Raw genomic sequence first — 13,358 nt, 5'->3', positions numbered from 1 at the left:
GCGTGACTGTCCCTCGATCATCGATTGCATCTCAGTGATCCGTTCTCTCAGCGGGCGCGGCCTCTTTCATGCCACCTCCTTATCTGACGAAGCACAGATAAGCGTTGCTGGAATGCACGATAATCCGGTACAATCCGCACGGGCCGTACGGATTAGCGAACAATGAAGATGGACCTCAGCGATCTGAACGCCTTTGTGGCGGTGGCGCGCGCCCGCGGGTTCCGCGACGCCGCGCGCCAAAGCGGCGCAAGCGGTCTGTCCTGTCCTCCGGGAAAGCGGTCAAAATTTCCGGTCAAGGCGACACCCCGGAAGCGCGGGGATCGGCCCCTTGGCTGCGCTCAGGGCATCAAGCAAGGACGTTTCGAGTAATGCTCACACCCGCTTCAAAATGGCTTCCGATGCCTTCTCCGCAATCATAATCACCGGCGAGTTCGTATTGCCGGAAACAATCGTCGGCATGATGGAGGCGTCGACGACGCGCAATCGGCCGATGCCGTGCACGCGCAGTTCCGCGTCCACCACTGCCATAGGGTCACTCCCCATCTTGCAGGTACCGACGGGGTGAAAGATGGTTGTGGCAATGTCGCCGGCGCGGCGGATCAGATCCTCGTCGCTGTCGTACGCGCGGCCGGGAAGCATTTCCTGCGGTCGAAATCGCGCGAGCGCCTTCGTTTCCATGAGGCTGCGGGCGTGGCGGATGGACTTCGCCGCAAGCAGTCGGTCGCCGGCGGTGGAGAGATAATTTGGGCGTATTTCCGGTGGCTGTGCCGCATCACGCGCGGTGACATGCGCTGTGCCGCGGCTCTCAGGCCGGAGATTGCAGACGGACACCGTAACGGCTGGATAGCGGTGCAACGGCTCACCGAGCCGGTCCGTGCTAAGCGGCTGAACGTGATATTCGAGATCCGCCGTCGCGACCGCCGGATCGCTCTTGGCAAATATCCCGAGCTGGCTCGGCGCCATTGAGAGCGGCCCGGATCGGCTAATGGCATATTGCAGGCCCATGCCGGCGCGGCTGAAGAGGTTGTGATAGAGTTGGTTGAGTGTGCGCGCGCCTTCGATCTTGAAGACCGTGCGGATCTGCAGGTGATCCTGAAGGTTCTCGCCGACGCCCGGAAGTTCGTGTTGAACGGGAATGCCGAGGGTGGACAGCAGGTCCGGCCGACCAACGCCCGACAGCTCCAGGATCTTTGGCGAGTTGATGGCGCCAGCCGACAACACCACTTCGCGCGATGCATGAGCAATCCAGAGGCGGCCGCCAAGGCGGAAACGCACGCCGGTGACCATCTTGCCGGCAAACTCCAGCCGTTCCGTCTCGGCCCCGGTCAGGATGCGCAAATTCCTGCGCTTCATTGCCGGCCGCAGGAAGGCTTTGGTCGTATTCCAGCGCACGCCGCCGCGCTGGTTGACTTCGAAATAGCCGGAACCCTCATTGTCGCCGCCGTTGAAATCATCCGTCTTCGGGACCCCGAGCTCTTCCGCCGCATCGCGGAAGGCGTCAAGGATCGGCCAGGAGAGGCGCTGGCGCTCGACGCGCCACTCGCCGCCCGCCCCGTGCATCGCTGACTTGCCGCGGTAATTGTCCTCCGACTTGAGGAAATAGGGCAGCACGTCGTCCCAGCCCCAGCCTGCATTGCCCGCCTGACGCCAGCCGTCATAGTCGGCAGCCTGCCCGCGCATGTAGATCATGCCGTTGATCGACGAGCAGCCGCCGAGCACCTTGCCGCGCGGATAGTTCAGCGCGCGGCCGTTGAGACCGGCTTCCGCGGCCGTCTTCATCATCCAGTCGGTGCGCGGATTGCCCATGCAGTAGAGATAGCCGATTGGCACATGGACCCAATGGTAGCGGTCGCTGCCGCCTGCTTCGAGCAGCAACACTCGATTCTTAGGATCGGCCGAGAGCCGGTTTGCGAGAACGCAGCCAGCCGAACCGGCACCGACGATAATGAAGTCGTATATGCCTTCGTCCCTCGGCATTTCAGTGTCATGCATGGTCATGCTGCAACTCCAGTCTCCCGGCCTGTGGTTGCCGAAAGCCGCCGCCAAAGCGGGGTCATCGCCTCTGCTATGTCGTTGTAGAGCGCATAGCGGCGATGGTAGTGCGCGGCGAGCGCGCTATTTGGTCTGTAGTGCCGGTCGACATGTACCATGGCGGCCGCGCCTTCGGTGAAATCGGCGAAGAGGCCGACGCCCGTCCCCGCCGCGATCGCGGCACCCAGCGCGCCCGTTTCCCGCGAAACGGAGACGGAGACGGGAACGCCGAGTAAATCGGCGAAGATCTGCGGCCAGAGGCGGCTGCGCGATCCGCCGCCAGAGAGCACTGCCTCGTCGAAGGTCGCGCCTGCCTTGCGGATCGTCTCGACATGCTGGCGATGACCGAAGGCAACGCCTTCGAGCAGGGCACGGATCAGATGCCCCTTGGTGTGCCAGCCGGCAATTCCGTAGAAGCCCGCCCGCGCGTGGCCGTCCTGCTGGGCGCCGTAGAGATAGGGGTGATAGAGCGGATCGTCGGTCGCAGGCTCGACGGCAGCCGCCAGCGCGCAGCAGGCGTCGAAGGGCGAAACACTCTCCGCATGCTCCCCCTCGAAGAACTCGCGCACAAGCCATTCGAGATTGGCTGCCGAGGTAGCGCTGTTTTCCATTGCCATGTAGCGGGTGCGATCGAAGGTCGAGGACATGAAGACGGGGCCATCGAGATCGGGACCGTCGATGATGACCTGGTTGATGCTCCAGGTGCCGGCGATGATCGAGGCGCTGCCGGTGCGCGACACGCCCGAGCCAAGCGCCGAGGCGACGACGTCGAACAGCCCGCCGATCACCGGCGTGCCCGCGGCAAGACCGGTCTCTCTCGCCACCGCCTCCGTCACCGTGCCGGCGATGTCGGTGCTTTCGATAAGTGGAGGCAGGAGGTCCATGCAATCGTCCAGGCCATAGGCCTCCATCAGCGTTCTGTCATAGCGGCGCGCGGCGAGATCGAGCAGGCCGGCGCCCGACATGTCCGAGACTTCGCTGACGCGGCTGCCGGTCAGGCGGTTGACGACGAAATCCTTGGAGAAGAACACCGTGCCGATGCGCCTGAAGACCTCCGGCCTGTGGCGCTTCAGCCAGGCAAGGAGGGTCGGCGTCTGCGAGGGCCAGGGACGCTGACGGGCGATCGGATAGGTCTGCTCGCCAACGCCTTCGGCGGCCCATTTCTCGACGAGGTCGGTCGCCCTCGTATCCAGTGACTGGATGCCGAGTAGCGGCTCGCCGTCCTTGTCGAGCGCATAGAGCCCGTTGCCGTGGCCGGCGCAGCCGATCGCGGCGATGTCGCTCGCCGCGATCCCCGCGTTGTCGAGGCAGGCGCGAATGACGCGCTTGGCATTGGCCCAGAGCTCGCCGAGGTCGCGTTCGACATGCCGGGGGCACGGCATGCGGCTATGCCCCTCCTCCCCGGCCTGCGCCAGTTCCCGGCCTGTTCGATCGAAGATCACCGCTTTGATGACAGTGTTGCCAGCGTCGAGCCCTAACAGATAGTTTTGCATTCTGAGCCCCTCCCAAGGTCCGTGTCGCGCCTCACCCTTGCTGATAGAGTGCGAAGGCCCGCTCGCCGCTCGCGTCCTCATGAACGATTGCCATCAGGCCGCGCACCACGGCGCTCGGATTGGCGTGCTGGTAGATGTTGCGCCCATAGACCATGCCCATAGCACCCTGCCGCATCAAGGCGGCAGACTTGTCGAAGACGGCGCGAAGGTCCTCCTTGCCGCCGCCGCGCACGAGCACCGGGCAGCGCGCCGCTTCGACTACACGATGAAAATCCTCCGGGTTCGTCGTCGGGTCGGCCTTGATGATGTCCGCGCCCATCTCGCGGGCAAGCCGCGTCAGCGTGACGATCTTGTCGGCGTCGCCGTCGACCATGTAGCCGCCGCGTTCTGTCACCGGCTGCATGACGAGCGGCTCGATCATCAGCGGCATGCCGTACTTCTCGCAGTCGGCTCGCACGCGGGCGATGTTCTGGACGCACTGGCGGAAGAGATCGGGCTCGTCCGGCAGCATGAAAAGGTTGACCACCACGCAGGCCGCGTCCATCTGAAGCGCGCCGATCAGCGGCTCGGCCTCGTTCTGCAACACGGCCCACATGTCGCTATGGCGGATGCGGTTGTAGGGGTTGCCCATGTCGATGCGCATGACAAGGGCTGGCTTGTCTTTTCCGGAAAGGTCCTGCAGCAGGTCGGCCTGACCGTAGTTCATCTGGATCGCATCGGGCTTGGCATCGACCAGCGCCTTCACGACAGCGGGCATATCCTCCAGCCCGTCGAGAAAGGACGGCTCGTTGCAAACGCCGTGATCGATCGCCACGTCCAGGCAACGGCCGTTGCCGAACAGCCGGTTCATCCGGACCTTGCGGTTGTCTCGCATAATTCACTCCTTTGTTCGTTCCTTGCGGAAAGGGTTGCCTCCGCGACGCCGTGGCGCTCGCGCATGAGGGTGAGAAAACGGCTGCGCTCCTCGGCCTTGCGCGGCGCCGACCAGCCCTTTTCGGCTGCAAGCAGGTCGAGCGCAGCCTCGGTCATGTCGAGGGAAAGCTCACCGGTGATGGCGAGTGTCGTGCGCCGGAGGAGCAGGTCGTCCAGATGTTCGACCGCCTCCGTGCGGATGAGGTGCAGGAGCTCCCGGGCACTGTAGCCGGCATGCGGCAAGCGGTGGTCCGCCCCCGCGGCGGTGAAGCGGACGACGTCCTTCGCATCTGTGCCGTAGCGCTCGAAAAGCGTTGCGGCCCGATCGGGGGGAAGGCCTGTGGACTCCGACAGGTCCCGAATCCAGCCGCTCCGGTCTTTCGGAAATCCCCGGCCGCCGCCGAAAGTACGATCGGTCGTTTCGACGCCGCGGCTGTGGCCAAGCCGTTGCAGTGCCATGTCGGCGGCCAGTTCGCCGAAGGATCGGAAAGTCGTCCACTTGCCGCCGATCATGCAGAGCACCGGCGGCCCGCCGTCGCGGGCTTCGAGCAGGGTACAGAAATGGTCGCGCGGGATGCGGCCGGTGAAGCTGTCATTGCTCGCCGGCAGCGGGCGTACGCCGGCAAACTGAAAGACAATTTCTTCCGGTTGGATGCGCACGCCCGGCAGCACGAAGGCAAGCGATTGCAGGATATAGTCCCTCTCCTCGGCCTCGCACCGCGCAGCGTCGGGATCGTCGACGCGAATATCGGTCGAGCCGACCAGCACCTTTCCGAGATAGGGGAACAGAATGCAGATGCGCCCGTCCTCGTTCTCGTAGTAGATCATGTGCCCGTCGAGCATGTCGCGAAGCGCAGGATTGTCGATGATCAGATGCGAGCCCTTCGTGCCACCCATCAGCGGCGCGGGTCGGTCGTCTGCAGGAAACAGCATGCCGTTTGCCATATCGATCCAGCCGCCGGTGGCGTTGATGACCAGCCGCGGCCGTATCGGAAACTTTTCCGCCGAGATGCAATCGCGCAGCAGGAATTCACCGACCTCCGCCTGCTCGATCACTGCGTAGTTCAGGGCGCCGGCATGCGTCCCGGCGGACAGAGCGTCGCGCAACAGCTCGATGCCGATGCGTTCGGGATGGCTCACCCAGGCATCGTGATAGGTCGCGGAGCTCAGGATTGCCGGGTTGAGCGCCGGCCATTTTTCCAGCGTCGACTTGCGGCCGCGGAACTGGTGCCGTGGCATCAGCGCACGCTTGCGCGTCAGGAAATCGTAGATGCCAAGACCCGCCTTGACGGCGACGGCACCGCGACGGCTGGGGCGGCGGGTGAGGCCGAGGAAGCGCACGATGCCGTTGGCAAGACCGGAGAAGACGTCGAAGATCGGCACCGTAGTCGGCAGCGGGGCGACATAGTGGGGGGCGTTGCGCAGCAGCCGGTCGCGCTCGACGAGCGACTCCCGCACCAGGCTGAACTCACCATTCTCCAGATAGCGCAGACCGCCGTGGACCATCCGCGACAGCGCAGCGCTTGCGCCGGAGCAATAGTCGCCCTTCTCGACCAGCAGCACGCTCGCGCCCTGCAGCGCCAACTCGCGGAAAGCGCTGATCCCGTTGATGCCGCCGCCAAGGACGCACACGTCCACCTTGGGGCTTTGGCGAAGCCCGTCCACAGTCTCTTTTCGGTTCATATGACAGTCCGCTATCCGTCCATGTTGGCCAGCTTCGCCGAAACGGCCGCTTCGATGGCTGCCAGGTCTTCATCGGAAAGCCGCAGCGTGCCGGCCCGCGCATTGTCGAGCGCCTGCGCTGGATTTCGCGCGCCGCATAGGGCAAAGGTCACCCCCGGCTGCCTCAGCGTCCAGGCGATTACCGTCTGAGCGATGCTGGCGCCGTGCCGCTCCGCGACGGGCCGGATCGCCTCGGCGAAGTCCTTCGCCTTCTTCCGGTTGGCGACTGAAAACCTCGGATTGTCCTTGCGCTGATCGTCGCCGGAAAAGACGCGGTCCGGACCGATCGTGCCAGAGAGCAGGCCGAGCGCCAGCGAAGAATAGCTGAGCGTGGCCACGCGATTGGCAATGGTGAGCGGCAGCAGGTCCGCCTCGATCTGGCGATCGATCATGCTGAACCGCTCCTGGATCGCGTCAAGCGATCCGGTGCTGATGTATTGCTCCAGCTCCGATCGGTTGACGTTGCTGGCGCCGATCGCGCGGATCTTGCCGGCTCGCTTCAGCTCTTCCAGCGCCGCAACCGTCTCCTCGATGGGCGTCGTCGCGTCCTGCCAGTGGGTGATATAGAGGTCGATATGATCAGTGCCGAGCCGGCGCAGGCTTTGCTCAACCTCGTGTATGATCGAGTTCCGACCGAGATAGCGATGGACTGGCTTGCTGTCCTGGTCGAAGAAGTGGTTGCCTTCCTGCGTATGCCACACCAGGCCGCATTTCGTGGCGATCACCGCCTTGTCGCGACGGCCCTCAATTGCCTTGCCGACGATCTCTTCCGACCGGCCGAGGCCGTAGGCCGGCGCCGTATCGATGAGGGTGACGCCGGCGTCGAGCGAAGCGTGAATGGCGGCAATCGCTTGCGCCTCATCCGTTCCACCCCACATCCAGCCGCCGATCGCCCAGGTGCCGAGGCCTACGGCCGATGCCTTGATGCCGGAACGTCCGATCTCGCAGGTTAGCTGCTCGCCACTCATGCGGAAAATCCTTGCTCGGACGCAATTTCAAGAATACGCGCGCCGGTGGCCTCGTCGGTTACGAGTGTGTCGAGATGGTTGCCCCGCATGACGCTGAGAATCGGGCCCGCCTTGTTGGGTCCGCTCGCGACCCCGATCTTGGTCGGGATCGATGCAAATTCCTCAAGCGTCAGCGACACCAGCGAACGGTTGAGGCTGTAGTCGCAAACCCGGCCCCGATCGTCGAGCAGGTGCGCGAGCAGTTCGCAGGTCGCGCCGGAGCGTTCGATCGCCGCCCGATCGGTGCTGGAGGACGGGTGCAGATCGTAGTAGCTCGAGTCGTCCGTCAGGATTGAGCCTATGCCGACCACCGCCACCTTCGCCTCGCGCGCCCGTTTGAAGACGTCGGCCACGGAGCGCATGTTGATCAGCATCGCCCGCTGCTCGGCATCGTCGGCAAAGAGTGGTGCGTGGATCTGGTAGGAGCGCCCTCCGAGCCGGTCGGCCATCAGGGTCGAGACATGGTTGACGTCCGTATAGTGTTTGCCCTGCACGCAGCCCGTTGCCGGAATGACCTCGACATCGAAGCGGCGCAGCGGCTGCAGGCCGGCGACGACAGCGCTGACGCCCTTGCCGCCAGTGATGCAGATCGTGTCGCCGTCGCCGATCTGCTCGAGCAACAGCCGTGCCGCCGCCTCGCCGACCGCCTGGAGCGCAGTCTGCGGGTTGTCGGAGACGGTGGGCACCACGACTGCGCGGCTGATGCCGCCGAACGCGAGCAGTCGCTCCTCCATGTCGACCAGCGCCTCGACCGGCGATTTGATCTTGATCTCAACGAGACCGAGCTGGCGGCCGCGCTTGATAAGGCGGTTGACGGTGGCCTGCGAGATGCCGAGCTGCTCGGCGATCTGTGCCTGCGTCAGACCTTCCGTATAGTGCAGGACCAGCGCCTGGTGCATCTGGCGGGCGATGACGATCTCCTCGCGCGGTGCTGTCGTCTTGGGTTTCGGATTGGCAATTGGCATGTCAGGCGGCCTTCCGCTTGTGCAGGAAATGGTCGATGGAAACGGCAGCGAGCAGAATGCACCCCTTGATCATGTCCTGCCAATAGACCGAAACATCGAGCAGGATCAGAGAGCTGGTGACGACAGAAAGAAGCGCTATGCCGAGGATGGCGCCGAGGATCGTGCCGGAGCCGCCGTTGAGTGAGGCGCCGCCGATCACCGCCGCGGCGATGATGTTGAGTTCCATGCCGACGCCGAAGGTGGGGGTCGCGGCGCCGAAGCGGGACATGTAGATGACGCCTGCAACACCGGCGAGAGTTGAACAGAGCACTGTCACCCAGAACTTAACCTGATTGGTCTTGATACCGGAATAGAGCGCCGCCTTCTCGTTGCTGCCGGTGTAGAAGACCTTGCGAAAGGCGGTCGCCCGGCGCAGCAGGAAATCGAACAGGATGACGACGGCGACGAAGATCAGAATGACATAGGGAACGCCGTAAAACGTGCCCTGCCCGACCGCCTTGAAGCCCGCCGGCAGCGTGAAGAGCGAAAGCGGCGTGCCCTTTGTGATGATGAGGCAAAGCCCGCGCACGATCACCATGGCGGCGAGCGATGTGATGAAGTGGTTGAGGCCCACGACCGTCACGAAGACGCCCATGATACCGCCGATCGCGCTGCTCGCGGCGATGCCGACGAGCGAGGCCGTCCAAGGGTCGAGACCGGCGAGGAAGAGCGTGCCCGAGAGCACCATTGCAAAGCAGACGACGGAGCCGACCGCGAGGTCGATGCCACCGACGATGAGCAGGATCGTCATGCCCACGACGACGATGCCTTCAACCGAAAAACTCATCAGCATGGCGCGGAAGTTGCCGAGTGTCAGGAAGTGCGGCGAGGCGAAGCTCATGATCACGCAGAGCGTGAGGATGATCGCGATCAGCCCCGCCTCGCGCATCCTGCCGATGCGTTTCCAGGACGATGTCTTCGTCGCGCCTGCCACCATCGTGTCGATTGCCATTCCCGTCCCTCCCACGTTCTCGTCACCCGGCATGGTTTGCCGCCTTTGCCGTCCCCACCCCCGAGGCAAGGCGGATCACGGCCTCTTCCGTCATCTCGTCGGCGCCGAGTTCACCAGCGATGCGCCCCTCCCGGATCACGAGCACGCGGTCCGAGAGCCCGAGCAGCTCCGGCATTTCCGAAGAGATGACGATGATGCCAATGCCCGAGCGCGCAAGCTCGCGCAGCAGGCGGTGAATCTCCGCCTTCGCGCCGACATCGATGCCGCGTGTCGGCTCGTCCATCAGGATGACCTTCGGCTTCACCGCGAGCTGCTTGGCGATCGCCACCTTCTGCTGATTACCGCCGGAGAGCGACTTTACGGGTGCCTCGATACCGCCCATCCGGACCGCAAGCCGCCGCGCGAAATCCTCGGCAAGCGAGGCCTCCGCACGGACGTTCATGAGACCGACGGAATTCGTCAGCGACTTCAGATCCAGTACGGAAATGTTCTGCGCGACCGACATCTCCAGAAAGATGCCGGAGCCCTTGCGGTCCTCCGACAGGTAAACGACCCCGGCCTTCACGGCATCGGAATATGAATTAATCTCCTGCGCCTTGCCGCGCAGGCGTACCGCACCCGCCGTGCGCGATCGGAGCCCGCAGATGCCCTCGGCGATTTCCGTGCGGCCGGATCCGATCAGGCCGCCGATGCCAAGAATCTCGCCCTTGTGCAGCGCGAAGCTGACGCCATGGAAGCGCTCGCCGTCACCGATATCATCTACCTCGAAGATCGGTTCGGACACCCCGCCCGGTTCGAGCTTTTCCGGATAGAGCTGCGAGATCTCGCGCCCTACCATGCGGCGCACCACGTCATCGGGCGTGATGTCGGCAATGCGATCGGTGGAGACGTAACGGCCGTCGCGGAACACCGTAACCCGGTCGCAGAGGCTGAAGATCTCGGCCATGCGATGGCTGATATAGATGATCGATATGCGGTTCGCCTTGAGGCCGCGGATAATCGAAAAGAGCTGCTGCGCCTCGGTTTCGGTCAGCGCCGCGGTCGGCTCGTCCAGGATCAGCACGCGGCAGTCGAGCGTCAGCGCCTTGGCGATCTCGACGAGCTGCTGACTGGAGATTGGCAGGTCCGCAACCTTGCGGCCGACGTCGATCGCGGCAAGCCGATGCATCACCGCCTGCGCGCTGCGTTCGAGCGCGCGGTAGCTCATGAAGGGAGCACGGCGGCGGTTGGTCGCCGCCATGAACATGTTTTCCGCGACTGTCACATCGGGGCAGAGGGCGATTTCCTGATGCACGAGACCGATGCCGAGCGACTGGGCAACGGCAGGAGAGGCGATACGCGCGACCTTGCCGTCCACGCGGATTTCGCCTTCGGTCGGCTGAAGCACGCCCGCGATGATGTTCATCAGCGTCGACTTGCCGGCGCCGTTCTCGCCGCAGAGCGCATGGACTTCGCCGCGTTCAAGCGTGAAGTTGACATCCGTCAGCGCCTTCACTGCCCCGAAGTGCTTGGTTACCCCATGAATGGTCAGTACAGGCTCGGCCATTGCCGTCCTCCTTATCCGGCAGACCATCCGCGCCCTCGCGGCGCGGATGGCGGTCACGCGACCCTTATTCCTCAATGCCTTTCGTGCCGCGACGCTTCAGGTACTTGTCCCAATAGAAGTCGTCGGCATTTTCCGCCGTCACGATGGAGAGGCCGTTGTCGACGACCGGGATGCTCATCGGGTTAAACCCGGAGCGCTTGGCGTCGTTCATCGGATCGATCAGTTCCGGATGCTTGGCCAGCCAAAGCAACATGAAGCCCATATAGCCCTGCATGCCCTGGTTCGGGTTGATCGAACCGAAGACCTCGCCGGCCTTGATCATGTCGAGGATATTTGCGTTGACGTCCGCGCACATGACGAGGACCTTGCCGCCGCTTTCCTTGTTGGCCTGCGCGGCGCCGATCGCCGAATTCGCTTCCGGCATGAAGACGGCGCCGAGGTTCGGATTGGCCTGGATGATACTGTTGAGGCCCTGATAGGCTTTGGTCGGATCCTGGTTGGAGGCAGCACGCCCGACCAGCTTCATGTCCGGCCACTTCTCCTCCATGCGGCCGATGAAGGCCGCGATACGCTTGTCGTGATTGTCCTGGCCCGGATTTTCCAGGACCGCATATTCACCCTTGCCCCCCATCTTCTCGGCGATCGCGTCGGCGGCATAGATCCCTTCGCGGGTGTTGTCCGAGGTGATGAAGGACACGCGCTTGGAGAGCGGCGAGTCGGCGGCGAAGGTGACGACTGCCGTGCCCTGGTCGGTGGCGCGGTTGATCGGCTCGATGAACGGGTCGGAGTTCATCGGGTGGACGAGGATGCCGGCCGGGTTCTGCGCCAGTGCCTGGTCGAAGGTGGCGATCTGCTTGTTGACGTCATATTCCGGTGTGCCGGTATATGCGGTCTCACAGCCGAACTGCTGGCCGGCCTGCTTGAACATTTCGTAGACCGGGAACCAGTATTCGACGCCCGAGACCATGACGTTCATGACGTATTTTTCACCCGGTTTGCAGCGGAACGGGTTCTCCGTCTCGGCGGCCGCGGAACCGGCAAAAAGCGTTGCGGCAAGGACCGCCATCGCGGTCGTGCTGAAAAAAGTGCGCAAGTGTCCTCCTCGAGGCCGAAGCCCCTCCCAAAAATCCCGAAGGCGCCGAACCGACGCCGATCTCAGTGAAGACCGGATTTCCTCCTCGAAGTCCGGTAGGAGCAGCTAAACCCAAAGCGCCATACCTGTCAATATAATTCATGCTGTGAATTATAATTCACGCTATCAGGGATCTGCCCTATGGTTATTGCTTCACGATCAGGCCGCCGCCCTGCCGCGCTTACGGCTGCTGAGGATGCACTGGTCGAGGTGCTAACACGCTTCAAGTCGCATTCTAGCCGCGCATAGGACGGCGGCCCGGTGAAGGTCTGCAGCGGCAGGACAGCTTTTCCTTCCGGGCGTCGATCTTCCGCTCACCACCAAAAACCGCAGTCTGTCTCGGGTACCCAGCGTCAGGTTTTCACCACTGGCGCCGGGACCCAAGCGCGGCGACGTTAAGCTCGGATTCAATCTTTGTTGGTAATTTCCCGTTAGCACTTTCGATCAGTCGCGACGGCATCATGCTCCCCGCCGTCGACAATGTTCTGCGTACGGGTCTCCAATGCGTTTGTCGGCTGCGCCAGCAATTGTCCTCACCTGCCTCATTCTTTCGGGCTGTGCTTCCAGTTCCGGTCCGGAAACGGTCTTGTCGCCACGCCCGTCGCGCGAAGTGACGAGCTCGGTCGCCCCGCCCGCCGCCCCGGTGGTTTCCGTACCCGGGCCGGTTCCTTCCAGCGACGTAGCCATGACCGAAGCGTCGAGCGAGCCGCCGGAAGAGCTTGCCTGGGCAGGCCAGGTGCCGCAGCCGGAAGCCTTCACGACCATGGAGAGCGAAGCCGCCATGCCCGTTCCGATGGACCGTCCGGTGGCGATGGTCGTGCCGGACAATCCGGCGATCGACGAAGCGCCGCGCAGTCGGTCACGCGTCTACAGCCATCGCTTCCGCGACGCCAAGCCGATCAATTTCGGCAAGCGGTCGCCGCGGAAGATGGCCGTGCACGGCGTCGATGTTTCACGCTGGCAGGGCAATATCGATTGGGAGAAACTCCGGACGCAAGGCGCGAACTTCGCCTATATCAAGGCGACGGACGGCGGCGACCATCTCGACCCGATGTTCAAGAAGAACTGGCGCCGGGCCGAGCAGGCGGGCTTGAAGCGCGGCGCCTACCACTTCTTCTACTGGTGCCGCACCGCCGGCGAACAGGCCGACTGGTTCATCCGCAACGTTCCGCGCGAGGCCAATGCCCTGCCGCCGGTCATCGACGTCGAATACAACGGCGAATCGAGCTGCAAGCGACGCCTCTCACCTGAGCGGATCCGGGAGAAGATGCAGGTGTTCATGGACAAGCTGGAGCGGCACTACGGCCAGCGGCCGGTCATCTACACCGCGCCGGATTTCTATCGCGACAATCTGAGGAACGCGTTCCCCAACCATCCCTTCTGGCTGCGCTCTGTCGCCGCCCACCCGTCGAAGGTCTATCCGGGTCGGAAGTGGCTGTTCTGGCAATATTCCGGCTCCGGCCTGTCGCACGGCGTCGACGGCCGCATCGACCTCAACGTCTTCCACGGCAGCGAGGCCGAATGGCACCGCTGGACGGCGGGGAGCTCGACCTGAGGCT

Annotated in this window: 10 protein-coding genes and 1 pseudogene; 2 read left to right on the top strand and 9 right to left on the bottom strand. The window is 63.7% G+C overall.

Features of this window, described 5'->3' with window-relative positions; translation table 11 throughout:
- Positions 1 to 162 precede the first annotated feature (162 nt).
- A pseudogene (locus ATC00_RS32450) lies at positions 163 to 252 on the top strand (LysR family transcriptional regulator); the annotation flags it as partial.
- 120 nt (positions 253 to 372) lie between these two features.
- Here ATC00_RS32450 and ATC00_RS30550 read toward each other — a convergent pair.
- From ATC00_RS30550 to ATC00_RS30510, 9 genes are all read right to left on the bottom strand, one after another.
- Complete coding sequence (locus tag ATC00_RS30550; RefSeq protein WP_082912644.1) at positions 373 to 1,992, bottom strand: GMC family oxidoreductase; 1,620 nt, start codon at positions 1,990 to 1,992, stop codon at positions 373 to 375.
- A gap of 2 nt (positions 1,993 to 1,994) precedes the next feature.
- Positions 1,995 to 3,524 (bottom strand): FGGY-family carbohydrate kinase, encoded by a 1,530-nt coding sequence (locus ATC00_RS30545; RefSeq protein ID WP_064255516.1) that lies wholly within the window; start codon positions 3,522 to 3,524, stop codon positions 1,995 to 1,997.
- A gap of 31 nt (positions 3,525 to 3,555) precedes the next feature.
- Positions 3,556 to 4,398: a class I fructose-bisphosphate aldolase gene (locus tag ATC00_RS30540; RefSeq protein ID WP_064255515.1), complete on the bottom strand. Its 843-nt coding sequence runs from the start codon at positions 4,396 to 4,398 to the stop codon at positions 3,556 to 3,558.
- Positions 4,371 to 6,119, bottom strand: a complete 1,749-nt coding sequence (locus ATC00_RS30535; RefSeq protein ID WP_064255514.1) for a glycerol-3-phosphate dehydrogenase/oxidase — start codon at positions 6,117 to 6,119, stop codon at positions 4,371 to 4,373. Before ATC00_RS30535 ends, ATC00_RS30540 begins: the two co-directional genes overlap by 28 nt.
- Positions 6,120 to 6,130: 11 nt before the next feature.
- Entirely contained in the window at positions 6,131 to 7,126 is a 996-nt protein-coding gene (locus ATC00_RS30530; RefSeq protein WP_064255513.1) for an aldo/keto reductase, read from the bottom strand.
- Entirely contained in the window at positions 7,123 to 8,130 is a 1,008-nt protein-coding gene (locus tag ATC00_RS30525; protein WP_064255512.1) for a sugar-binding transcriptional regulator, read from the bottom strand. The genes ATC00_RS30530 and ATC00_RS30525 overlap by 4 nt, the downstream gene beginning before the upstream one ends.
- A gap of 1 nt (position 8,131) precedes the next feature.
- Positions 8,132 to 9,121: an ABC transporter permease gene (locus ATC00_RS30520; protein ID WP_064255511.1), complete on the bottom strand. Its 990-nt coding sequence runs from the start codon at positions 9,119 to 9,121 to the stop codon at positions 8,132 to 8,134.
- A gap of 22 nt (positions 9,122 to 9,143) precedes the next feature.
- Positions 9,144 to 10,667, bottom strand: a complete 1,524-nt coding sequence (locus ATC00_RS30515; protein ID WP_064255510.1) for a sugar ABC transporter ATP-binding protein — start codon at positions 10,665 to 10,667, stop codon at positions 9,144 to 9,146.
- A 64-nt stretch (positions 10,668 to 10,731) separates the two neighbouring features.
- Positions 10,732 to 11,760: a substrate-binding domain-containing protein gene (locus tag ATC00_RS30510; protein ID WP_064255509.1), complete on the bottom strand. Its 1,029-nt coding sequence runs from the start codon at positions 11,758 to 11,760 to the stop codon at positions 10,732 to 10,734.
- A gap of 541 nt (positions 11,761 to 12,301) precedes the next feature.
- Between ATC00_RS30510 and ATC00_RS30505 the strand changes: the two genes are divergently transcribed.
- Positions 12,302 to 13,354 (top strand): glycoside hydrolase family 25 protein, encoded by a 1,053-nt coding sequence (locus ATC00_RS30505; RefSeq protein ID WP_064255508.1) that lies wholly within the window; start codon positions 12,302 to 12,304, stop codon positions 13,352 to 13,354.
- The last annotated feature ends 4 nt before the right edge of the window (positions 13,355 to 13,358 follow it).

Source organism: Sinorhizobium americanum (assembly GCF_001651855.1).
Taxonomy (GTDB): Bacteria; Pseudomonadota; Alphaproteobacteria; order Rhizobiales; family Rhizobiaceae; genus Sinorhizobium; species Sinorhizobium americanum.
The sequence above is the reverse complement of the archived record's forward strand: the minus strand, read 5'-3'. Positions and strand labels throughout refer to the sequence as shown.